We start from the raw sequence: 23,631 nt of genomic DNA, 5'->3' as shown, positions 1-23,631 counted from the left end.
AGTAATGTTTCATATGGAAATTATACATAATCATCTGCTACAAACTGTATTATATTAAAGCTAAAAATAGTTAGTACTATCATAATTAAATGATTATCACGATTCCTAGAATATGAAAACACCTCTTCTATCAATTAATATATAGAGGTGTTTTTTTACTATTCATTCTTCTAAACATAGAGAACCATTTAAATAAATGCTATCTTAATCCAAAAGTAGCTTAAACTAACAAGTATTTTTATAATTGCTTTACAAAAATAAATTTTATAAATAGTTCTTATAAATACAGTTATGTTTCCAGTTTTACTTGAATCTATAGGTTCATAAAGCTCTATGAGTTATTTTTAATATATATTCTTAGAGCTTTTATAAGTAAAAGCATTGTGTATATGCTTAATCCAGCCACTCCAACAATTATAAATAGATAAAGAAATTGAAGTATACCTACAAACATCATCCTGTAATCCCCCCCTAACCTCATAATAAACCATCAATAACTGTTAACTTATAGTAATTATACCATTGACTTGTAACATATTCTAATAATTAACTTAATTTTGTTTTGCAAAATAATTGTCTACAGCGTAGCCAAAAGAATGCATTAGAAAAGAGGTAGCCTGCTTGCTTACTTCTGCTTTAGGACAAAGAATATCGAAGCCATGATAACAGCCTTTAAATAACTGAAAATATACTGGAACTTTAGCTTTACTTAAATTGTTAATATACTCTAAAGTCTCATCTCTAAAAGGTTCCAGATCTCCAACAAAAGTAATCGCTGGAGGAAGGTCTTTGTAGTCAGTGGCTCTTGCTGCTGCGGCATAAGCAGGTACATCTTTACCATACAACTGTCCAAGGTATAACTTCCAAGCCCATCTATTAGATTGGGAATTCCACACAGGAGCATCGTTATCTTTGGATGATTCAGTTATCATCCTATCATCTATCATCGGATATAACGGAATTTGAAATGCAATATTAACTTCCTTTTTATCTCTTGCATACAAAGTTAAAGCCGCAGTCAATCCACCGCCAGCACTTTCTCCACCTACAATCAATTGATTATCCTTTATACCTAGCTCTTTTGCATTGTTTTTCATCCATAAAAGCACTTCATAACAATCCTCTAGTGCTGCTGGATAAGGAGCATCAACTGACAATCGATAATCTGGCGCTATTACTACACACCTTCTTTCAGTTATAAGTCTTTTATATATTTGCCCGCCTTGCTCAGGAGTACCAATAGCATATCCTCCACCATGTATCCAAAGAACTGCAGGAACCTTTTCATTAAGCTCAAGTGGCCTGTATATACGAACACGAATTTTAGATTTATCTCTTTTTCTAGGAATATATATTTCACTACACTTTAATTCTTTAATGTCTATTCCGGCAAATAATATGCTCATTATTTTTTTTGATAGTTTGTAACTCATAACACAAGTTTTTTCTCTAGAAGGAAGTATTCTTCTCATAACATTGCCTTTAAATCTTAGTTCTTTATTTATCATATCATTGGTTATTTTCAAATCTTCTCACTCCTTTTATATCTTTGTATCAAGGAGAACTTTTGTAAATAAATATTTTGGAGCTTATTATTGCTGCATCGAGGTTTATGCTAAAAACGCCACTTAGCAATCACATCAACTTTTAAACCTCCAGTATAGCTGAAACCTATTTATAAAGGCCATCAACTATACTAAAGCCTATATGATTTATTTTGCCTATGTATATAAGAATTACACAAATAATAATTATTAATCTAGTACATTTTTACATGCAAATTAGTTTAAAGAAACAATTCGCTAAAAATATAAACTATACCTTTGTAATACTAACTTATTCGCATACAAACCATGTTTTTATACGACTTGCTCTTCTTTGCTCTGTATGAACCTTTTTGTGATAAATCTATAAAAGTAAAAACCAATCGCTGCTCCCAAAGTGTTTAAGATAATATCATCTATGTCAAAAGATCTTGCACTGCCAATAAACGCTGAAAGATATTGAAGAACCTCTATTGATAAAGTTACTATAAAGCCAAGTAAGACAGTTGCTTTAGAGCTTCTAAATCTTTTAAAAACCAAGGGCACAATTATTGCTAAGGGTGTTAAAAGCAATAGATTTACCAATATATTAACTAACCAAAATTTAATCATGAAAACTTTCATATTTTGTGGAATATTACTCATATCCTTCAACGTATTAAAGACAGGTATTAAATTAGCTTCTGGGCTATGAGCACCCCAAGACCGAAAAGGCAATAACGTAACTGATATTACTGTTATTATATAAATAGAAAGTAATATAATAAGAAATTCTCTAATATTAAAAAACTTCCTATTTCTCTTTTTACATTTTTTATATCTTAATATTTCAGTAACTATTAGTATTGGTACTCCTATGACAAAAGCAGTTATTCTATCAAAACTCATCGTATTTTCCCCCCATTAAATAAGCACATATTATATAAATAATTTGTTTAGTTAATACTGATCTACAGTTATAATATCTTCATCACTAATTTCTCCCTTTGTTATAGCGATATATAATAATTTAAATCCATTAACTCTAATAAAACTTAACTTGTTGTAGTTCTGATACTGTGACTCCTAAAGTGGTTTTTCCTTATAAAAATTACGATTACTATTATTAATCTGGCCATAAATGAAAATTACTCTTACTATTATAATAATCAGGCCACAACTCTTTAAGCTTAGATATTATAAACTTACCAGCTATCAAGTAATACCCCTCATGATGTCTCCTTACAAACCAATCAAGTCTGCTTGTACACCAAGCTAAATCTCCTCTATCAAAAGGAAAAAAGCCCTCTATGCACAAATCCACAATAAAAGATTCATAAATACCATCATAGTCTAATTGATATATTCTAGTAACTTTGTTGTTAATTCTTCTAATTAATTCTTCAATATCAACCTTCTCCTCAAAAATCTCCTTCTTAAAAGAAACAAACAAATCTAGATTCTTAGCTTCATAAAAACGCTGAAATCTCTCTTCTACCTCACTTTTTATATTTTCAGCTCTTTTTCTATCTAATACCTTCCGATAATATAACTTAGGCACACCGCCTAAATCCTCTTCATATATATTAGAAAAATAACTAAAAAAACTATTCTTCTCCTTATCACAAATTATATTAACTTTAGCTTTATCAACGCCTGAAAAACCGAATCTTCTATCTATTCTTGCTTCACTACTTACTTCAATGACTATATTTTTAATAGCTTTCAAATCATGAAAATTATTTAAGTCTATGTTCTCAATTCTCTGCAGTATAACCTTTAGTATCTCTGCCTTTATAGACCAGAATGGATTTTTCTCATTATATGACCTATACAACTGACTTATACTTTCACAATTCCAAGTCTTTGTTACTTTGTAAAGCTCACAGGCTTTCTTATCTATACTATCAATTCCCTTCCTATAGTTTCTTAAGGTATCGATTATATATACTCTACATAAGTTATGAAAGGCTAGAACATTACTATTCATGAAATTATTCCTCTCTAATTAAAATTATTTATGAACAGCTTTTCATATATTGTATTTATTATTTAACTATGATATATTAACTAAGTAGTTAGTTAATGTATACTTAATCAATAGGGTAACGATATATAAGTATATTATACCAATTAATTACAAAATATAAAATTAGTTTATGAGAGGCAGTGTGTCTAATTTGGATAAAAACAAAGCGCAGGATACTAAGCAAAAGCTTCTGGATTCCGCTATTGAAGTTTTTTCTGAAAAAGGGTTCGATGGCGCCAGAGTAGATGAAATTGCAGCTAGAGCAAAGGTAAATAAGGCAATGCTCTACTACTATTTTAATAGCAAGGAAAAATTGTTTGAGGAGCTTATAATGCAATATAAGCAAGACTTTAAAGATTTTCGTGAGACCTTGGTAAAAGATACTTATTTAGATGAAGAAAGCTCTTTAGAGTTCTTATTTGAAGAATTGTATAAATTTATATCAAACAAGAAAGATTTACTTAGAATTATAATAATAGAATCAATCAAAGCTAATTCCAGCAATGACAGCATATTTAATTCTATACTTCCTTCTGCTGAAATAAAAGTTTCAAGACTTAAGGATAAAGGTATAGAGGTGGAAGATACTGTTAATCTTATGCTTAGCTCCTTCTACTATATGTTAGTACCAGCTGCAGCATTCATAATAGTTGGCGATAAATGGTCGGAGTTTTATGGCTTTGATAAAGAAGAAGTTAAGAAAAAATTCTTACAGGTATATAAAGAAATTCGTAAGAATTATATAAGTCATAAATAGAAATGAAAGTTTACTATGGCTAATGAAGCTAATAATTTATAATAATATAAATAGCAAATATTAAAATGTATTTGCTTTATATTTTAAGGTTATTTAACTAAACGGTTAGTTATAAATATAAATCGAATATACTCTAATAATAATTATTCTACTAAAAACAAGTAACTCAATTGAGTTATTATATTTTTGTTCAAAGTTAACTAAACAGTTAGTTATAAATAAGCCTATTACAAAAGTTTATTATTTTTTACGCAGTATTAACTAAATAGTTAGTTATACATATATCTTTAGAAAGGAAGTGCAAAATGGATAAACATGACGAACGTTATATGTGGCTCTGTTTAGCAGTAATTGTAGTCGGAACCTTTATGGCTATTCTTGACTCCAGTATAGTAAATGTTGCTATACCTAAGATGATGACAATCTTCGGTGCTGCTGAGTCCCAAATTGAATGGGTTCTAACAGGCTATATGCTGACAATGAGTATTGTTATTCCGCTAACCGGTTATCTCACAGATAGGTTTGGAGGAAAAAATATTTATGTCTTCGCACTAATTATATTTACCATAGGCTCTGCACTCTGCGGCTTAGCTACTAGCACAAATACAATGATAGCTGCCAGAGTTGTGCAAGCTATCGGTGGCGGAATGATAATGCCTGTTGGTATGACCATGCTTTTTCAAAATGTTCCTCTTGAAAAGCGTGGCTTGGCTTTAGGTTTCTGGGGAATTGCCGCTATGGCAGCACCAGCTATTGGGCCAACTTTAAGTGGTTATATTGTACAGTATATGGATTGGAGATTGATTTTTACAATTAACATTCCAGTGGGAATTATAGGGGTTACTCTAGCAGTACTTCTATTAAAGGATTCACCAAAAACCATAGGAAAAAAATTCGATATATTTGGTGGAATTACTTCAGCCTTAGGCTTGTACACCTTGCTTTTAGCACTTGCTAAGGTTTCTGATAAAGGTTGGACATCCCCTTACACCATAACACTATTGACTGTTGCTTTTCTTTCATTAACAGCCTTTGTGTTTATAGAATTAAATCACTCAGATCCTTTGCTTGATCTTAGAGTAACAAAGAACTTTCCTTTTACTTTAAGCTTAATAATAAGTACCATAACTACTATTGCAATGTATGGAGCGGTATTCCTAATGCCTATATATATGCAGAATCTTAGAGGTTATAGTGCTATGCAAAGTGGTATGATGATGCTTCCTCAAGCTATTATAACAGGAATAATGATGCCAATTAGCGGAAGACTCTTCGATAGATACGGAGCTAAATGGCTTACAATAATAGGTTTAATAGTAGTTTCAGGATGTACATATATGCTAAGCAGGTTAACCCTAGACACACCATACAATACGGTTATGCTTATCATGGCAGTTAGAGGTTTTGGTAACGGTCTTGCTATGATGCCGATGCAAACAGAAGGTATGAATTCTGTGCCACCAGCAATGACTGCAAGAGCTACTGCTCTAAACTCAACTGTTCGACAAGTTGCTGGATCCCTTGGTATCGCTATGTTAACAACAATTTTGCAAAGCAGAGAAGCCTTCCATAATGCAATATTTTCTCAATCCTTAAATACAAGCTCTCCTGCTTTCACTAAAGCTTCAGCTTTGGTTCAAGGATTAGCTACCACTAAAGGAATTAGCCCTACTGCAGGAAAGAGCCTTATATTCATGCAGATTTATGGAAGTTTAATAAAGTCCGCTACAGTAACTGCTATGAACGATACCTTTATTGTAGCTACTGGAATATCAGTATTCGGAGTATTTATCGCTCTATTCATAAGAGGTAAAGCTTCAAAAAAAGTAAAACTATCAGAAGAACAATTAAGTATGGAAATATAATCCTTAAATCATAAGGAGGAAACCCATGGAAAAGTCAGTTAAGTCAAACAAATCAAAGGGAAAAATAATTCTAGCAGTAGGAGCAGTTCTAGTTATAGCTCTAGGTGGCTTTGGAATTAAATATTATATGGATTCAAAGAACTATGTCACTACAGATGACGCTAAAATAACTGGTGATCTTTTAAATGCAAGTTCAAGAATTCCAGGAAAAGTAGTAAAAATCAATGTTACTGAAGGTGCAACTGTTAAAAAGGGTGATGTTCTATTTACTCTTGAGGGAGATCAATTGCAATACCAATTAAATCAAGCTCAAGCTGCTCTTGATGTAGCTAAGGCTCAGCTTACTAAGGTTGAAAGTGGTGCTAGAGCTCAGGAAGTGGCTGGTGCTCAATCAATGGTTGACCAAGCTACCGCTTCTTTAAATGGAGCTAATACTTCTAAGTCAAACTTACAAAGTTCCTTAAATACTCTTCAATCAGAGTATAATAAATTAATATCACAAATGGATAGTTTTAAAGATCCTTCAACTGGAGATTATGATGCAAGCTATGCTCTTAAACAGCTTGATGCAGCAAGAGCAAAAAATTTAGTAACAGAAGCACAATACACAGTAAAAGCTCAAGCAATCGAACAATTATTCTCCAGCAAAACTCAGCTTGAAAACCAAATAAGCCAACTTCAAGGACAAATAAAAGCAATAGATGCTCAGATCTCTGCTGCAAAAGCCGGTTTAGAAGGTGCTAACAGCAAGCTAAGTCTTACAAACTCTGGAGCATCTGACAAGGATGTAGCTATAGTTGAGGCTCAAGTTAGAGCTGCTCAAGCTTCATATGATCTAGCAAAGCTAAACTTTGACAACGCAGAAGTTAAATCCAGCGTTGACGGTACAGTTGTTCAAGTAAACATTCATGAAGGGGATATGATTGCTGCTGGTCAGTCTGCAGTTTCAGTAGTAGATTTAGGAAAGCTTGAGGTTACTGCTAATATCTTAGAAAGTGATCTAGAACGCATAAGCAAAGATGAATCCGTAACAATGACTGTAGATGCTTATCCAGGTGTTACTTTTAACGGCAAGGTTAAGGAAACTGGTTTAGCTACTGCTTCTGTCTTCAGCTTATTTAGCACAGAAAATGCTTCAGGTAACTTCACAAAAGTTAGCCAAAGAGTTCCTGTAAAAATAAGCTTAGATACTACAGGTAAAAATGTTATCCCTGGTATGTCAGTAGAAACTAAAATTAAAGTAACTAAGTAATTTAATTTTTATAGTTGCTAAGTACATCAAAAAGAACTCATTCCTATAATTGGAGTGAGTTCTTTTCTTACTGTGTATTAAAGCATATTTTTTATTTATTTAGATCAATCTTAACCTTGTATTGATCTAAGATCTCTGGATTGTCTACGGTAGGTAGCGCAATCTTATATTTCTTATTTTTGTCTATAGGAGGAAGCATTATTGATATAATTCTATTGTTAACATCTTCATTTACAGGAGTCTCTCCATTCTCCGCTCTTTCGATATCATTGTAATTCTCATCCAAAATAGTGGCATCTAACAGATATCTAGAAGAATATGCTCCATTACCTTCTACTTTAAAAGTTAATTTAGTATATTTATCCGTAGCTGAAATATCTTTTATTACAAGATTATTGCTACTACTTACTTTTATACTTTGATTAATCAATTTGTCAATACTCACAAATTCTCTTGTTCTATCTATATTATAAACATGATAAACCTTATCATAAACATAACCACTGGATTTTTCTTCTTTAGTTGCAGGCCTAGACTTAACTATTGTTTCTTGAGGTATATTAAAATCATTGGTATTAATAGTTCCTTGAAGTACTGGTGTTTTTATGCCATCAACATCTTTTTCAGCCTCACCATAATCCTTAAATATTGGCACAACAGTTATAAATTTAATCTCATCTAAACTACTGTTAATTTGTATTTTTCCTTCGAATTTTTTTGTATTAGAGTAATCAGGAGCAATAACTGCATCCAGCATCTTACCTTTATCATCAATAACTGCAAAGTCAAAAATCCCATTTCTCTGACTTTTATTTTCTTTGTCATATACACCATCGTAAATTATGGTATTACCTAACGGGCTAGTTACAAGCTTACTTAGTTCTAAAGTAGCATTAGGAATTTTTATTGCTTTATTCAATTCAATAGTTTTTGAATTATTATTTTTATCACCCTTTGGTACTGAAAATTTAAAATTCCAAAAGCCCTGAGTATTACCAATCCATAGATACTTCAACTCTATATTCACATTGTCTGTTAATTTCATCTCTGATACATTAGCATAAGTTACTTCTACCATCTTATTATCATTTATTTTTTTAGCCTTATAGCCAAAACTTCTAGGTGCTTGATTATTCAGTAAAATGCCATTCATATCCCCTTTACGTTCATCAAGATCTTTTCCTTCAATAGTAGATGTTATAGCTAAAGTGTTATCATCTAAAGTTATATCATTTATAGTGACTTTTATCCCCTTGTCTTCTACTGTTTTATTTACACTAGTTGAAAATTTCTCAAACCCAGCCACCAATTGACCATCTTGAACATGATTTATAATACTAAATACTGATTGTACTCCAGGAATTGCTTTTACTATATTGGGATTAGTTATTCCTATTATGGACATAATTCCAACTATACCAGCTGCGGTAGCCACTTTTCTATACTTTCTACTTTTTCTATTAACCTTTTCTTTTCTTCCTCGCTCAATTCCCTCTTTAATAGCCAGATCTATGTTTTTTGGTATCTGTATCTGTTCTTTGATTATATTTAAGTTATCATTCATACTAAACAATCTCCTTATCCATAGAAGTTCTAAGTTTAACTAAAGCCTTATTTAAATAAGTTTTAATAGTCCCTACTGGACAGCTCATAACTTCTGCTATTTCTGTTATAGTTAAGTCCTGAAAATATTTTAAAATTATCACTTTTTTCTGTTTTTCTTCTAGCTTATCAATAGAACTCTGTATATCTAGCTTTGCATCTATACAGTATACTTCACTATCCACAAAGCCTTTCTCACTATTGCCCACTACAGATAAAATTTTCTTTTCCTTCTTAATTAAGTCCATAGCATTATTTAGAAGAATCCTTGTTATCCATGTCTTAAAGTATTTTGTATTTTTCAATTTATCTATATTTACATATGCCTTATATACAGTTTCCTGAAGCACATCTAGTGCATCTTGCTCATCTTTAACATAAGCATAAGCTGTCCTGTAAAGCTCCTCCTTACACATATTTATGAGCTCTTCAAAAGCCTTTTCATCTCCATCTTTTGCTAACTGTACCTGCTTTTCTGTTATCATCACTTAGCTCCTTAAATCTAAAAATTACGCGTAATTTATATTTTACATCTATTAGACGGTATAAAACACCAAAGGGTTTTAATTTTTTTAATATATTTAAATACTTTGTAAATATCTGTTTGAACCTCTAAAAACTAAATATAAGCTCCAGGTAAACTTTACTACATACTTATTTTTTCTATTTATTGTACTTTTTAGCTGTAGTAATATGATATTATAGATTATTTATGTTTAGAGTCCTATAGCACCTTGTATATGGTTAAACGCTAGTCTTCATTCAGTAAAAGTTACAAAACCTAATATCAAGCTTGCTTAGAGGTTTAATAATATTGTTGAAATTAAGCGGTTATGAAGAAGAGCTATATGAGAGAGCAATTAGCGTAAGCTAATTTATGCATCGGATGACTAAACACTTAATTTCAACAGAGTACTTTAACAGAAATTAATATTAAAACTTAAATGATCTTAATAATTAACTTAATGGGCGGTGGCGATATGCTAAGTAAAGCTGAAACTTTAAATATAGCAAAAAAACAATTAATATTAGACTATAATCTACAGATAACTGATTTTGAAAATAATACTAATACTATCGTTGAGAAAAAGCTTCTTGAAGGAAGAAGACTTTATGATAATGATGATTGCTTTCTTAAGATACTTTGTATGGAAAATAAAGCCTTCATAAGCACAGAGGCTACTATAATTCCATGGTTTGAGGAATTTTACGGAAAAGGTACTGGGGAGTGGTTCTTTAACTATCCAAATTTAAGAAGAATCGATAATAAGCTAAAGGATTTTGGACATGAAATAGCAGATTGTCACCACTATTATCTTCCTATCTTTAATAATATTCCAATTAAAGAACTAGCTCCTGTAAAATGGTATGAAAAAGAAGATATATTGCAGTTCAGAGGTGATGATAGATTTGATGAAGCCTTTGCTTTTAATGATAATTTTCCTGATATGTTAGGGGTAGCAGCCTTTGATGGTGAGGAAATAATAGGTATGGCTGGTGCCAGTGCTGATTGTGAAAGCATGTGGCAGATAGGTATCAATGTTATGCCAGATTATACAGGCAAAGGAATAGCAACTTATTTAGTAAGACTGCTGAAAGAGAAAGTATATAAAAGAGGTAAAATACCTTTTTACGGCACTGCAGAATCTCATATTAATTCCCAAAATGTAGCCATTAAGTCTGGCTTCTTACCTGCTTGGGCAGAATTATATACAAGAAAAATTCGATAATTTGATAAAACTTATTAAGTTAAATTATATTCTAATCAATTATATTAATCCATTTCCTTTGCACTAATAGAGTAGATTTCTAATATTGCTCTATTAGTGCAAGCTCCTAGGTAGCTAACAAAAATAATATCCACAATTACTCCTATTGTTCCCATTCTCGCAAAGACACATGTAAATACACTAAAAAATGAGAATATTAATCCAAAATATATTGCCATCTTAATGGAAAGAGCCAAATTGATGAATAAGAACCTTATCCCTAGCTTTAAATGTTGTAAGAACTTCACATCATCAACCGCAAAAGAATATGGTACATACACAAATATTACATTTATAAATGCAAGAACAATAAAGACTTCATTTAAAGCTATCAATATTAGTGGTACAAAACATATTAAGTTCAATAAAAAGAATTTATGCCAATTCTTATTGCCTTTTACAAAAAAGTCTTTTATTCTAACTTTTTCTTCTAAGCTTGTACCAAGCACACTCATATAGCCACTACTAATGAAGCTTAGTATTAGTAATATTGTTATTGTTAGCGCTACATTAAAGAGACTTATTCTACTTATAATCCCAGTCAAACCATTACTATCATATTTTAGCAAGGTTGTAGGAAAATCCTCTAATAGATAAGCAACACTTGGTGGTGCACTAATAAAACCAATCTTAAATAAAAATATCTTTTCAGCCGGTTTATACACACTGTGGTATAGTTTTTCCTTCATAAATAAATTAGTTAAATCGAGCAATATAGGAATACTAATAATCCATAAAGCTTTTCCTGTTATAAACTTCAATCCACTCCTAAATCTTTCTGAAATATTCATAGGTTATCTCCTTTTAAACTGAGCCAATATGTAATATAATCAATATTATACCATATATTGGAGGAAAACTATGAAGAAATATTCTATGCTTATCCTTACTTCGCTTATGCTTCTACTTACTACAGTAGTTTATATATACGATAATTCAGGACAAGCCCCACAGATTAAACAGCCTAATATTTCAATTGATTCAAAAAAGTTTGGATTAATAAAAAATATAGTATGGCCAAATGAATTTACAAATATTAAAAACTCTTTAATCCTTCTATCAACTAAAAAAACTAATGAAGGGAATATGTCATATTTGTACAACCTAAATATAAATACTGGAAAATCAGTTATGATGGCAGAATTTCCTTCTCATAAGAATCTAAACAATGTAATTTTATCTAGTTCTCCTATGGGAGATGGTAGTATTATAGTAGCCTATGATAGAGGTATTGTTAAAGTAAAAACTAACCCAACAGATACAAACTCTAATACTGTATCTATGATTGAAGTACCTGGTTTTGAAAATGCAACTAGCATGGATTATAAAAACAGTTTAATTTATACACGTGAAAATGATAGTATACTCTATTATTCGGATGTAGACTCATCTCAGTTTGGTTTTGCTTTTAATAACCCTAACTATACAAATACATCAACCTATTATTTAAAGCCATTTTATGTAGCCAATTTAAATTCCTTGGATAGATTAATTACCTATACTTCCTTAAATAGAAATCAAATCAATCTATATGCTTTGAAAGACGGGAAGCCTATAAATACTTTTAATACTCCGGTAATAAAAAATGTTGTAACCGTACGAGGTGTTTGGGATAGCTATGGTTTCACAGGTATGAATATATTAGATAATAAGGCTCAGAATAAAGAACTTAGTATATTTATGATACGACATACCATAGATAACTATAATCATGATAACTACTATGATCTAGACACTATACCTTATAATACAGATCCTTTCGGTGCAGTACCAGCGATAGATTCATACACTTTTAATGAAAAATTTTCTTTAGTCTATACAACTTATGATAAAAGCCATAGAGGAGCCATTAAGATCTGCGGCCTTAATCAAATCCCTAAGGTTATTTTGAAGGGTGAAAATATCTTTGGTCCATTAAGTATCACTCAATATCCCTTTGACGAAGAAGGAAAACTCTATATTCTTTACTTCTCCTTAGAAGATAAAAAAGTAAAAATTAAGATTTGTAATGAAAATGGAGACTTAGTTAAGGATCTCACAGATATAATAACTGGCGATACTTTAACTTAAGCACCTGCATTCCGAAAGAGCTAAGTTTAGCTATTAAAAATTTCATAATCTCTTATAAGATGATAGTTTATTTTATTACATGCTTAAATGCTGTTTAAAAATTTGAAGTCCTTGATAAAAGACAATTATATTACCTTTTATCAAGGACTTATATATAAACTTATTAATATCCATTGTGCAAATATAATAGCGTATTACTCTCCTAAATCTGAAGAATTATATTAAAAATCTTCTTAAAGGTTGCGCTATGCTATAACAACTTTTATACTCTGTCAAAGTACTAAGTTGAAATTAACCATAACCTATTTTTTTCAGATTTTAAGTACAAATCTTCTTTATAAATATATTTATATAATTAAAAAATCATATAAATATATAGGTATATCAATGGTTTTACCTCTTCTACTACTTTAAGTTATTAATCCAAGTGGATTAAAATCTTATCTCCAATAGAATCTTCTCTAGAACCATACTCATGTTCTGTAAAAATCAAATCAATCCCAGAAAAATCCTCTGGTAATACTGGTGAGATAACAAAACTATGAGAACTATAATCTTCTCCTCCACAGCCATTATCCATTCGACATTCATACTGTGGCCCTATAAACAATTCAAAATAAGTGTGCTGATTCATAGTAGAACGTTTTTCACCATTCCAATCTATGTTAAGAACTAAAACACTAGCATTTTTGTACTGTTTCATAAAGGTTATAGTAAAGATACGGTTACCTACTAAAATAGATTTAAAAACTGGTACATGCTTCTGGAATCCTTGTGGCTCTACTAAAGGTTTATATATCTTTTCATGATATAATACCCTAAATATTTCTTTCAAAAATTCCTCACTCATATCAAATTTCTTTGACCAATCTGATATATATTCTAAATGTGGAAACCCTGGATTATTATCCGAAATTTCTTTGCGTAGTTTTATCAATCCACAAATCTCTTCATCAATCTTAATTATTGCTTCTTCATAGTAACTAGTTGGCACTTGAAATGGTAGTCTTTTCATTGAATACTCTCCTTACTTTATTTAATTAAACTAAGCAAATCTCATCTGAACTCAAATTATAATTAGACTAATTATAACATTAATTTCATTATTATCCACAATACAGAAAAAATCAATTATTTTTTAGGCTCTGTTAATTTACCCTGTTTAAAATAAGTGATCAGTGATCCGATGCTTTAATTGTAATATTTTTGCAAAACTTAATCATTTTACAATTTACAAATATTTTATAATCAAATAAAATTCAAGTTAATTATTGACAAAATGAACTTTTTATATTACAAATATATTTATAATAAGTACACTTATAATAAATACATTTACAAATAGGAGGATTAAAGATGGAGTTAAGTTTTAAAGTTGAGGTAAATGCTAAAAAGGAAACTATCTGGCCTTATTATGCAGATCCTAAAAAGAGAAATATTTGGGAGGAAGATTTAGAATACATTAAGTTTAATGGAGAAATTGAAACAGGTACTACTGGTGTTATGAAGCTAGAGGGGATGCCTGAAATGCCTTTCACACTAACCAATATAATTAAAGATGCTTCTTATTGCGACCGAACTGATGTCCCTGGTATTGGAGGCTTGTATTTTGAACATGATATCTTAGAAGCTGATGGGAAGACTTATATAAAGCATACCGTAAGATTAGAAAAAGAAAATCCATCAGAAGAAGATTTCAATTTCATTTGCGGTGTATTCTCTGATGTTCCTAGTTCAGTTATGAAGATTAAAAAGGAGGTTGAAATATAAATTGGACTTTCCATCCACTCGTTTTAAAGACAATGCTGATGCATCTACAGGACTTCTTTTTATACGAGTATATAACAAGTGGCATTCGACAATTAGCCAAGAACTTCGAAATTTAGGAATTACTCACCCGCAGTTCGTAGTACTTACATCACTAAACTTTCTTAGTCAATCCGATGATAATGTTACCCAAGTAAGTATTGCTAAGATGGCAGATATGGATGTTATGTCAGTATCTCAAATAGTTAAGGGCTTAGAAAAGAATGGTTTTATTGAAAGAACTGCAAATCCAAAGGATAGTAGAGCAAAAGCAGTTAAACTATTGCCAAAAGGATTAGAAATGGTAATTAAAGCCTTACCTATGGTAGAAAAAATAGATGACGACTTTTTCGGCATATTAAAAGATGATGAACGTGTTTTTAGACAATATTTAAAGATATTGGAATAGTTAAAAGAGCTGTCCCCTTACGAGAACAGCTCTTTTATTAACCTTTCATTTCTTTTTTCTGTCATAAGTCTTCGTCTGCAAAGTAACTTTATGTATACCAAAAGTTCTTTTTCTGTATTTATTATCTGTTTGGTTTTATTGTTCCTTTTAACCTTAAATATAACCTTTTTACCTTCTTTAATGCTATCTAAAGCTTCCTTAAGAATATTTTTTATATATTCGTACAATTTATCATTGACTTCATAGTTATCTATCTTTAAATAGGATTTTTGAAAATCTTTCAAACAAAGATTATACAAGTATCCTTCAAAATCATCATAGATTATAAATTCTTTTTCTTCATTTTTTATCTTTCCAAAAACTCTTTCCATGGCCGAATAGGTCGTAATCCATATATCCCCTGCCTGCTTTATCTCATAGGTTTCAAACTTTCCCCTCTCAATAGCCTTTCTTATGGTAGAACCATCTGAAAATCCCCACTTCTTTGCAGCCTCAGATAAAGTCATTACTTCACTTAGATTGCTACTGTCTTCCTCGTCCTTAATATAATATAAAGCCTTTATATCCTCTTTCTTTAAATATCCATTAAAAGCTTTAAGCTCATTTCCATATTGATCATATTGATTAGATACAACCAAAATACTTCTTTGCTTATACAGAATATCGTAAATGCTATCTATATCAATAATAGGTATTTTGCGTACATCATCATAAATATCCGCAGGATACAGCCTCTTATTTTCTGTGGTTATTATATTAATTCCACTCATATGTACTTCCCTTCCAAAATCTATCTACTAAATCTAAAGTATTATATATTGTCTAAATTAATTCTTTGAATTAAGTTTTTCTCTTCTATTTCTTATGAAATTGCATAGAGATGTACCACTTAGTACTAAAGCTTGTATTCTCAAATTCTGATTTTAGAAATCAGAGAAGTTTTGAGAATATATTTAGGATTAAAGTGGTACATAATGACATAACCATGTGCTATAAAGCATTCATCTTCTTTAGTATAAATAATACTTTAGTCAAACTCAATAGACTTTGATAGCTTTCATACTTATCAAGTTTATCGGAAGCTGTAATATAATAATTAACTTTAACTTTCTATAACATCAAATAGTCCTTGAGATTCTTTTGAAGTTATATCTACTATCTTATAGAAGAATTCTTTTTGAGTTAAACTTCCTTTCTCAAGAGAATCATCAATTTTGCCATCTCTTAAGAATAATAGTTGCTTTGCATAGCTTGCAACCATAGAATCATGTGTTACCATAACTATAGCTATACCTTCTTTTTCATTACGTTCCTTCAATATCTTAAGCATATCATGTGAATTCTTAGTGTCAAGGTTTCCTGTTGGTTCATCAGCAACTATCATTTTAGGGTTTAATACTAAAGCTCTTGCAGCTGCAGCTCTTTGTCTTTGACCTCCGGAACACTCTGAGGGAAATTTCTCTAATATAGCTGTTATATTTAATTTATCAGCTATCTCTGCAACCCTGTCATTACACTCGCTTCTTGATTTATTTGCTAAAGTCAATGGAACTCTAATATTCTCTCCAATAGTTAAAGTATCAATAAGATTAAAATCTTGAAAAATATACCCAATATTATCTCTTCTAAACTCTCCCACTTTGCTTTCAGACATCTGAAAAATATTTTCACCTTTGAATTCTACTGCTCCTTGTGTTGGAACGTCTATATTAGCTATTATATTTAAAAAAGTAGATTTACCTGAACCGGAAGGTCCCATTATGCATATGAAATCACCTTCATTTACAGTTAAGCTAACATCATTTAAAGCTCTTACACCACTTGCACCCTCATATATTTTTACAAGTCTTTTTACTGCTATTATCTCATTCATTTTATTACCTCCAAGGCTTTGTTAAATAGATAAAACAAGTTTTTTATAAACTCTATAAGAAATTGGTATCATTAAAAGAAATACTCCTATAAAAATTCCAAGAAGTATAGCTGCAAGTTTAAGATTTATTACTCCAAAACTAATAAATTTATAAAGATAAATTAAAATATGGATTAGAGGAACCAATATGGCTATACCATAAATCATGGTCACTTCTTCTCTAATTATTTTTTTCATTTGCTTTTTGGTATATCCAATAAGAGACAATTGCCTAAAAATGTGCTTTCTATAAGATGCTTCTATAATAAATTTATATAGTATACTTGTACCTAAAGCTATTATAGAGTAGATATATACCAGCATGCTCATTAACTCCACTTCATGTGAGTTTTTATTACTGCCTGTAAGATATATGAGAGTTACTGAAGATATGGCTAGTATTATAATTAGGTAATTTATCTTTCTAAGTGAATAATGGAGATTGCTAAGAGATATAAGTTTGATCTTGTCTTCTGCGTACTTTCCGCTTTTTAATTCTAATATCTTCTCTGGGAAGTACAGTCTTAATAGCTTTTGGATTCCGACTATTGAAATGACTAGAAAGAAAAACAACATAAAATATATAATACTAGAGTCCACAAAAATTATGGTAATCGGTATAAAATAAATTATCACAGCAGCTATTTTACTAGGTTTTACTTCTACTTTAACAGTTTTAGTAGGTTTTACTTCGACTTCAGCCGCTTTACTTGGTTTTACTTCTACTTTTTTAGTGTTAAGTGAATAAAACTGTTTCCATTCACTAGATAGTTGTGGCAAGGAAAACTTCTTCACTCTTGGAGTAAATACCTTACTCTCCCCATATATCATTTCTTTTATTGGCTTGTTTATTATATAAGAAAAATCTCCAATTATGACATAAGGTATTATTATGAATATAGTTATAACAGTTGTAGTCACTAAGGCATCTGTGGAAAATGCTTGCACACCGCCCTTAATTCCTAATAATCCATTAGTTGCAAAGGTTACTGCTGGCGTTGTAATCATCCCAAGTATTATTCCTATAAGTCCACCTGTGATTCCTACTGCTATATTTTGAAGGCAAAGCATACCTACTAGCCTATAAGAGCATACTCCGCCAAGTTCTGCAAGAGCATATTCCTTAGATTTACCTGTGATGAAATAAGAATTTGAGAAAAAAACTATGAATATTGACAGTATAGTTAAAAACATTAATAGAATTTGAAGCATCTGCCAAACGCTTCCATTCTGAGGAATATGAGAATTACTGTCCATTATATTATAGCCATAAAATAAAACTAAAGTGGAAAATGCTACAGAAGTCATATATAGCAATGTCTGTCTTACATCTGTCTTAAGCATCCTTAATGCATATTTTAAGGTTCCCATTTTTACCCTCCTATTTATTTTTATTGAACTAGTAATGATCTACATCCATATTACTAGTCACTATATCGTGACAACATCATTGTACGTCCAAACTCAAATTACTACAAACTGCAAATTAGCTCATTATTGAATGTTTTTGCAAGTTTTATGTAATCATTTACCTTTTCACTATGTAGGGAATAAATTTGCTTCAATTTGCTAAATAATAAAACACCGTAAATTCAGATAATTTCCAAAATATACGATGCTTCAAATCAATAAATGTAATTGTCAAAGTATAAATATACAAATTATATAATTGAGTTCACTCTAAAGAAATATATACGACTACCTCTTCCAAATGAAATCTGTCAAAACAAAGCTTCCCTTTCAATCTAAAGATTAAAGTGGCACACCTTTATAGGTTTTCTAACTCAACTACCAATGATGAATTACCTCTGGATTTGCAAAAATTTCATCAAGTCTTTTTAAAAAAGGAATAATAGAACTAAAGTCAACTGCCCTGTGATCAAAAGCCAAACACATAGGAAGTATTTTTCTTATGCCGATTTCTTTGGTTTTATTTTCTTTTATATACACACCAGGTCTCTCTTGTACCGAACCTAATCCAACGGCAAAAACTTGTGGTGGTATAATCTCAAGCAGTGCAAAAAATCCTCTCTGTTCCTTATATAAAGATCCTATATTTGATACCGTCACAGTACCTGACATAATATCCTCTTCTATCAAGCGCTCATTTTCTGGTATTTTATAATACTCTTCTTTTTCCTTGCCCTGAAGTCCTTTTATTCTATATCTTGTAACTTTAGAGGCAATAATTCTTCGTATCACACCAAAATTGAGCTTTTTTAATTCATTAATCGTATCAGCTATTACTGCCTTATATAGCATTTCATCAACATTGGTATTTTCAATCCTTTTAGAAAGTTTTATTACATAATCTGCAATATCCTCTAAACTCATTTTATCAGCATTCGGCATTACAGGAGTAATCATCTTACCATCACTTAAAAGCCAAGGTATTGAAACATTTATTTTCTCAAAAATCTCAGTAGATCCTTCTGATTTTTTATGATTATACTTTATATGAGCATTTAAAGCTGGAGCTGCTAACAACCCTTCAATTAATACCTTAATCATTAAGGTATTAAATGTAATTTTATGGCCTTTACTGTTTTTATCCTTTGCAAGCTTACTAAATTCTCTGAAAAAATCGGTAATATCAGGCTCATATATATAGGATACATGGGGAATATTCTTCCATGAAGTTGAGGTCATGTGGGATACTACTCTTCTTTGTAGACCAAACCTTTGAGATTTTGCACTTTTAATATTTTTCTCTTTCATAACTCTCTACACCTATCTCTTTCCCCGTATTTTTAAATCTAATTTATTTGTTAATCTAACCTTCATTGATTCTAAGTATATCTATAATTATTATGAAACCCAAAGATATAAAATAAATAAAGATGTACCACTTCTATCCTGAATCTATTTTCAAGGCTCCTCAGATTTCTGAAATAAGAATTTGAAAATATATTTGTTGCACGAAGTGATACATCCATATAAAAAGTTCCTATTTAGTTTCTTGCACATCTGCATTTTCTGAACGTATGTTAAGAAATTCTACTATGCAAAATATTTTTTTACTGTTAATCCTAAATAACTAATCCAAATCCTTGATATTGCTAGGTTCAGATATTTTTTATAATTTGTCTAAACAGTAAAAAATTCTTCCTCTAAAATTGAATATTCATAAGAATCATGCCATATTGGTTTTCCACTGTTGTCTTTCTTAAAGAAAACCGGCTTTCTAAAATGGCCTTCTCTTCTCATAGATAAACGTTCTAGTAGCCTCCAGGAAGCTGTATTCTCAGGATTGCATTGACCTATGATTCTATGAGTTCCTAATTCTTCAAAGCCATATTTCATAACCCTTTTACATGCCTCTGTAGCATATCCTTGTCCGTAATAATCTGGATTAAAAACATAGCCTATTTCCCAAGTTAAGAACTCTTTAGGCTCTTGCTGCTGAAAATAAACATTTCCTATTAATTTATTATTTTCTTTTAAACATACTGCAAAAAACGAATCACTTTGTGAACGATATGCAGCCTCTTCAATACTAGACTTTTCATCATAAACATCATATGGCTCGTATTTAACAACAGCTTCTTGAGAAAGATATTCAAACAAGTCCTTCCAATCATTCTTTTCAAATCTTCTAATAATAAGTCTTTCTGTTTCCATTAATATCATCTAATAATCTCTCCTTTTCATCTTTGGAGGAATAGATGAATATTTTTTCTTATTCCTCCACTTTAATTAAAACAACACCTCATAATTTTGCTCATACAACACCACTCCTTACTCTATTTATAGATACCTATGATTTTAGCATAACTATCCAATCCAATTTTACATCATTTAGGTAATTTATACAATTATTATTATCCATCTCATATCAAGGTATAAAATCCTTATTCCTATACTGAAAATAAATTTCTATCTTACAGCAAATCTTTGTATAACCGCAACATAAGTAATAGATATTATTCCATTATTTAATAGCAACAACTTCAAAAGCTTTTGAATCATAGATATTTCCACTTAAGTCAGTAAGTTTATATATACTTTTATCTACTTTAATATTTGAGAATAAATCTAACAAAGACTTTAACTCCCTTTCGCTAGTATAGTGGTGAGGTACATCTTCTTCCCCCTGCCTTGAACCTATAAAGGTATTATGCTCTATTTCCATACCAACTCCATAGGACGCATCCTTATCTGATAGTATGTCAAAAATGAAGTATCCCTGTGGCTTCAATACCCTGTACACTTCACTAATAGCTCTTTTTATTTCGTACATCCTAGCATGATGTATGGTAGAAGTACATATTACTGCATCAAAAAAATCGTCATCGTAGGGTATATCAATGAAACTATGCTCACAAATATTTATATTAGTTATATTCAACTCTTTCACATGTTTATCAATATTGTGGCAGTTAATATCTGATGCATAAACTTCAAAGCCTTCATTATTGAAGTATATGCTATGTCTTCCACTACCACAGCCTAAATCTAATATGGTTTTATACCCGCATTTCAGCAGCTGATTCTTCATATTTATAATAAATGTTGAAATAGAAATCTGATTAAAGCCATATTCTGAAGTGACATACTGATTATATTCCTTCCACTCTTCACTAATTTTAAATTTATTAGTCATACCACTACTCTTCTTTCTTATTTATTTGCTTTCAAAGGATGTATACACTTACTTGGCAAGCTTCGTAGGTTCGTCTAAGGATTGAATTAGTATATATTTTCAGTGGAATAGAGAATCCAGTTCTATTATTTTGAAAATTACTATAGATCATTTTAAGAATTAATTGTATCTTTATTGATTTGATATTTTATTTTGAACTGTTATATCTATATACAAAAATGTACCACTTCGATCTGAAAACTATTTTCAAAATCCCTCTTAGTACATAGGGAGTCTTTCAAAAATATACATTTCATCAAAAAGTGGTACATCTATTAACTATCTTTCTTATTATCAAAAAGCTAATATTCTTATATTTAGTAATCTTATGCAAATTTACTTATTTCAATATTATAGTATGGAATTAAGGAAATATTCATTCCTATATTTAATTAATTAATTAATTTAGATCACAATTATTTAATTTTAAAAATTAATTTATACTGTGGTACTTTTGTTCCCGCGAACACCCCAAATAATCAAACCAATAATAAAACCACAAAGCGCTGGTAGTATCCATCCAAATCCATAGTTAAATCCAGGCAGATACTTAGCTGCAAAGCTTACAATATTAGTAACTACACTTCCTTGAAGAGATTCTGGCAGTGCCTTTAAGAAATCGAATACTGCAGCTATTATTGTCAAGCCTGTAGTCCATTTGTAAACATCACTTTGTTTTTTAATAAAGGGTGCCAATATTGATAAAAGAATCAATGTAATTACTAATGGATAAAGGAACATAAGTACAGGTATAGAGAATTTTATTAGGTTACTTAATCCAAAGTTTGCTATTACAAAAGAAAATAATGTGAAAGCAATAGCATATTTTTTATAAGAAATTGATTTTGGAAACATTTCACTGAACATTTCTGAACAGGAAGTAATTAAGCCAATAGCAGTTTTTACGCAAGCAACTATAACTATTGCTGCTAATAATACTTTTCCAACAAAGCCAAAATAATGATTGCTAACCATCGACAGTATACTTCCGCCGTTATCTGCACGGCTTACACTTCCAAGACTTGTTGCTCCCATATAAGCTAATGATGCATAAATGATAGCCATTCCTGCAACACTTACTAAACCTGATTTAGTAGTTTCTACTGCGATAGAACGAGGATCGGTAACTCCTAGTTTTTGAATATTTGAAATAATTATTATAGCAAAAGCTACTGAAGCTAACGCATCCATGGTATTGTAACCATCTAGCAAACCTGTAAATAATGGCTTTGCAACATAATTACCTTGAGCTGCATAGTCACTTACATGTCCCATTGGACTTACAAAGGTTGCAATTAACAAAATTGATAGCAATACTATAAATGTAGGTGTAAGAAATTTACCAACCCAATCTAATATTTGACCTGGTTTTAACGAAAAGTAAATTGTAATAGCAAAAAATATTAATGAGAAAATAATAAGTCCTAGCTTTAAATTTTCATCAGATATAAAGGGATGAATCCCAACTTCAAAGGCCACTGTTGCAGTACGTGGTATTGCAAATAGAGGTCCTATTGTTAAATATAGCAAGCAAGTAAATATAGTAGAGTATTTTGTGCCTACTGGTCTTGCCATATCAAATAAACTTTCACTTCTTGAAAGAGCTGACGCAATGATACCCAGTATAGGTAGCCCTACACCTGTAATTAAAAATCCTATGGTGGCTATAAGTGTGTGATTGCCAGCCTGTTGCCCCATCTGTACTGGAAATATTAAGTTACCAGCACCAAAAAATAGTCCAAATAATAATGAACCTATTAGCAAGTTTTGATTAAAACTTAGCTTTTTCTTCATAAGTTATCCCCCTTCAAATGTTAATACCATCAAAAATTAGTAATATAAGTTCACTTTAACTATTGCTTTTTTGATAACATTGTGATCTGTTTTTATTATTATAATATACTTATTTAAATTAGTAAAACTTATTTTATCAATATTCTAATAAAGTTTAACTTAGCTAAAGAAGATAGCAAATATTAGTTCATTTTATTGATT

General features: G+C 30.6%; 22 protein-coding genes. 7 read left to right on the top strand and 15 right to left on the bottom strand.

The genetic code is table 11. From position 1 onward, the window contains the following. Positions 1-331 precede the first annotated feature (331 nt). From C1I91_RS29395 to C1I91_RS12860, 4 genes are all read right to left on the bottom strand, one after another. Positions 332-457 (bottom strand): hypothetical protein, encoded by a 126-nt coding sequence (locus C1I91_RS29395; protein WP_275051658.1) that lies wholly within the window; start codon positions 455-457, stop codon positions 332-334. Positions 458-551: 94 nt separating this feature from the next. Beyond that, entirely contained in the window at positions 552-1,526 is a 975-nt protein-coding gene (locus tag C1I91_RS12870; protein WP_238475995.1) for an alpha/beta hydrolase, read from the bottom strand. A gap of 333 nt (positions 1,527-1,859) precedes the next feature. After that, entirely contained in the window at positions 1,860-2,432 is a 573-nt protein-coding gene (locus C1I91_RS12865) for a VanZ family protein (protein ID WP_128213250.1), read from the bottom strand. A 217-nt stretch (positions 2,433-2,649) separates the two neighbouring features. Next, positions 2,650-3,513, bottom strand: a complete 864-nt coding sequence (locus tag C1I91_RS12860; RefSeq protein WP_128213249.1) for a hypothetical protein — start codon at positions 3,511-3,513, stop codon at positions 2,650-2,652. 190 nt (positions 3,514-3,703) lie between these two features. Here C1I91_RS12860 and C1I91_RS12855 point away from each other — a divergent pair, with 190 nt between their 5' ends. The 3 genes from C1I91_RS12855 to C1I91_RS12845 all read left to right on the top strand — a co-directional run bounded on the left by C1I91_RS12855 (position 3,704) and on the right by C1I91_RS12845 (position 7,426). Continuing rightward, on the top strand, positions 3,704-4,309 hold the full coding sequence (locus tag C1I91_RS12855; protein WP_164880526.1) for a TetR/AcrR family transcriptional regulator: 606 nt from the start codon (positions 3,704-3,706) through the stop codon (positions 4,307-4,309). Positions 4,310-4,614: 305 nt separating this feature from the next. Continuing rightward, positions 4,615-6,174 carry a DHA2 family efflux MFS transporter permease subunit gene (locus C1I91_RS12850; RefSeq protein ID WP_128213247.1) on the top strand — a complete coding sequence of 520 codons (1,560 nt, stop codon included), beginning with the start codon at positions 4,615-4,617 and terminating at the stop codon, positions 6,172-6,174. 25 nt (positions 6,175-6,199) lie between these two features. Further along, complete coding sequence (locus C1I91_RS12845; protein ID WP_128213246.1) at positions 6,200-7,426, top strand: HlyD family secretion protein; 1,227 nt, start codon at positions 6,200-6,202, stop codon at positions 7,424-7,426. A gap of 91 nt (positions 7,427-7,517) precedes the next feature. Here the strand turns inward: C1I91_RS12845 and C1I91_RS12840 are convergent, their stop codons facing one another. Next, positions 7,518-8,990: a DUF4179 domain-containing protein gene (locus C1I91_RS12840; protein WP_128213245.1), complete on the bottom strand. Its 1,473-nt coding sequence runs from the start codon at positions 8,988-8,990 to the stop codon at positions 7,518-7,520. A gap of 1 nt (position 8,991) precedes the next feature. Further along, a complete protein-coding gene (locus tag C1I91_RS12835; RefSeq protein WP_128213244.1) occupies positions 8,992-9,513 on the bottom strand; it encodes a sigma-70 family RNA polymerase sigma factor in 522 nt (173 codons plus the stop codon). 495 nt (positions 9,514-10,008) lie between these two features. Here C1I91_RS12835 and C1I91_RS12830 point away from each other — a divergent pair, with 495 nt between their 5' ends. Continuing rightward, positions 10,009-10,758 (top strand): GNAT family N-acetyltransferase, encoded by a 750-nt coding sequence (locus C1I91_RS12830; protein WP_128213243.1) that lies wholly within the window; start codon positions 10,009-10,011, stop codon positions 10,756-10,758. 44 nt (positions 10,759-10,802) lie between these two features. On the opposite strand, the gene C1I91_RS12825 is transcribed toward C1I91_RS12830, so the two are convergent. Next, positions 10,803-11,588 carry a hypothetical protein gene (locus tag C1I91_RS12825; RefSeq protein ID WP_128213242.1) on the bottom strand — a complete coding sequence of 262 codons (786 nt, stop codon included), beginning with the start codon at positions 11,586-11,588 and terminating at the stop codon, positions 10,803-10,805. A 70-nt stretch (positions 11,589-11,658) separates the two neighbouring features. Between C1I91_RS12825 and C1I91_RS12820 the strand changes: the two genes are divergently transcribed. Then, positions 11,659-12,867, top strand: coding sequence for a hypothetical protein (locus C1I91_RS12820; protein ID WP_128213241.1), 1,209 nt, complete (start codon positions 11,659-11,661; stop codon positions 12,865-12,867). Between the two features lie 418 nt (positions 12,868-13,285). Here C1I91_RS12820 and C1I91_RS12815 read toward each other — a convergent pair whose 3' ends face one another. Then, the gene (locus C1I91_RS12815) at positions 13,286-13,882 is read right to left on the bottom strand and encodes a hypothetical protein (RefSeq protein WP_128213240.1); all 597 of its coding nucleotides are present in this window, start codon (positions 13,880-13,882) and stop codon (positions 13,286-13,288) included. 341 nt (positions 13,883-14,223) lie between these two features. Here C1I91_RS12815 and C1I91_RS12810 point away from each other — a divergent pair, with 341 nt between their 5' ends. After that, on the top strand, positions 14,224-14,637 hold the full coding sequence (locus tag C1I91_RS12810) for an SRPBCC family protein (RefSeq protein WP_128213239.1): 414 nt from the start codon (positions 14,224-14,226) through the stop codon (positions 14,635-14,637). Further along, positions 14,627-15,082, top strand: a complete 456-nt coding sequence (locus C1I91_RS12805; RefSeq protein ID WP_238475994.1) for a MarR family winged helix-turn-helix transcriptional regulator — start codon at positions 14,627-14,629, stop codon at positions 15,080-15,082. Before C1I91_RS12810 ends, C1I91_RS12805 begins: the two co-directional genes overlap by 11 nt. A 17-nt stretch (positions 15,083-15,099) precedes the next feature. On the opposite strand, the gene C1I91_RS12800 is transcribed toward C1I91_RS12805, so the two are convergent. From C1I91_RS12800 to brnQ, 7 genes are all read right to left on the bottom strand, one after another. Beyond that, positions 15,100-15,852: a helix-turn-helix domain-containing protein gene (locus C1I91_RS12800; protein WP_128213238.1), complete on the bottom strand. Its 753-nt coding sequence runs from the start codon at positions 15,850-15,852 to the stop codon at positions 15,100-15,102. A 332-nt stretch (positions 15,853-16,184) separates the two neighbouring features. Then, positions 16,185-16,955, bottom strand: a complete 771-nt coding sequence (locus C1I91_RS12795) for an ABC transporter ATP-binding protein (RefSeq protein WP_128213237.1) — start codon at positions 16,953-16,955, stop codon at positions 16,185-16,187. A 21-nt stretch (positions 16,956-16,976) separates the two neighbouring features. Next, complete coding sequence (locus tag C1I91_RS12790) at positions 16,977-18,365, bottom strand: hypothetical protein (RefSeq protein WP_128213236.1); 1,389 nt, start codon at positions 18,363-18,365, stop codon at positions 16,977-16,979. Between the two features lie 417 nt (positions 18,366-18,782). After that, entirely contained in the window at positions 18,783-19,712 is a 930-nt protein-coding gene (locus tag C1I91_RS12785; protein ID WP_128213235.1) for a 2-oxo acid dehydrogenase subunit E2, read from the bottom strand. Between the two features lie 369 nt (positions 19,713-20,081). Next, entirely contained in the window at positions 20,082-20,624 is a 543-nt protein-coding gene (locus C1I91_RS12780) for a GNAT family N-acetyltransferase (RefSeq protein ID WP_205694310.1), read from the bottom strand. Positions 20,625-20,925: 301 nt separating this feature from the next. After that, complete coding sequence (locus tag C1I91_RS12775; RefSeq protein ID WP_128213234.1) at positions 20,926-21,597, bottom strand: class I SAM-dependent methyltransferase; 672 nt, start codon at positions 21,595-21,597, stop codon at positions 20,926-20,928. 477 nt (positions 21,598-22,074) lie between these two features. Continuing rightward, complete coding sequence (gene brnQ, locus C1I91_RS12770; protein ID WP_128213233.1) at positions 22,075-23,430, bottom strand: branched-chain amino acid transport system II carrier protein; 1,356 nt, start codon at positions 23,428-23,430, stop codon at positions 22,075-22,077. Between the last annotated feature and the right edge of the window lie 201 nt (positions 23,431-23,631).

Source organism: Clostridium manihotivorum (assembly GCF_004015185.1).
GTDB classification, from domain to species: domain Bacteria; phylum Bacillota; class Clostridia; order Clostridiales; family Clostridiaceae; genus Clostridium_AR; species Clostridium_AR manihotivorum.
The sequence above is the reverse complement of the archived record's forward strand: the minus strand, read 5'-3'. Positions and strand labels throughout refer to the sequence as shown.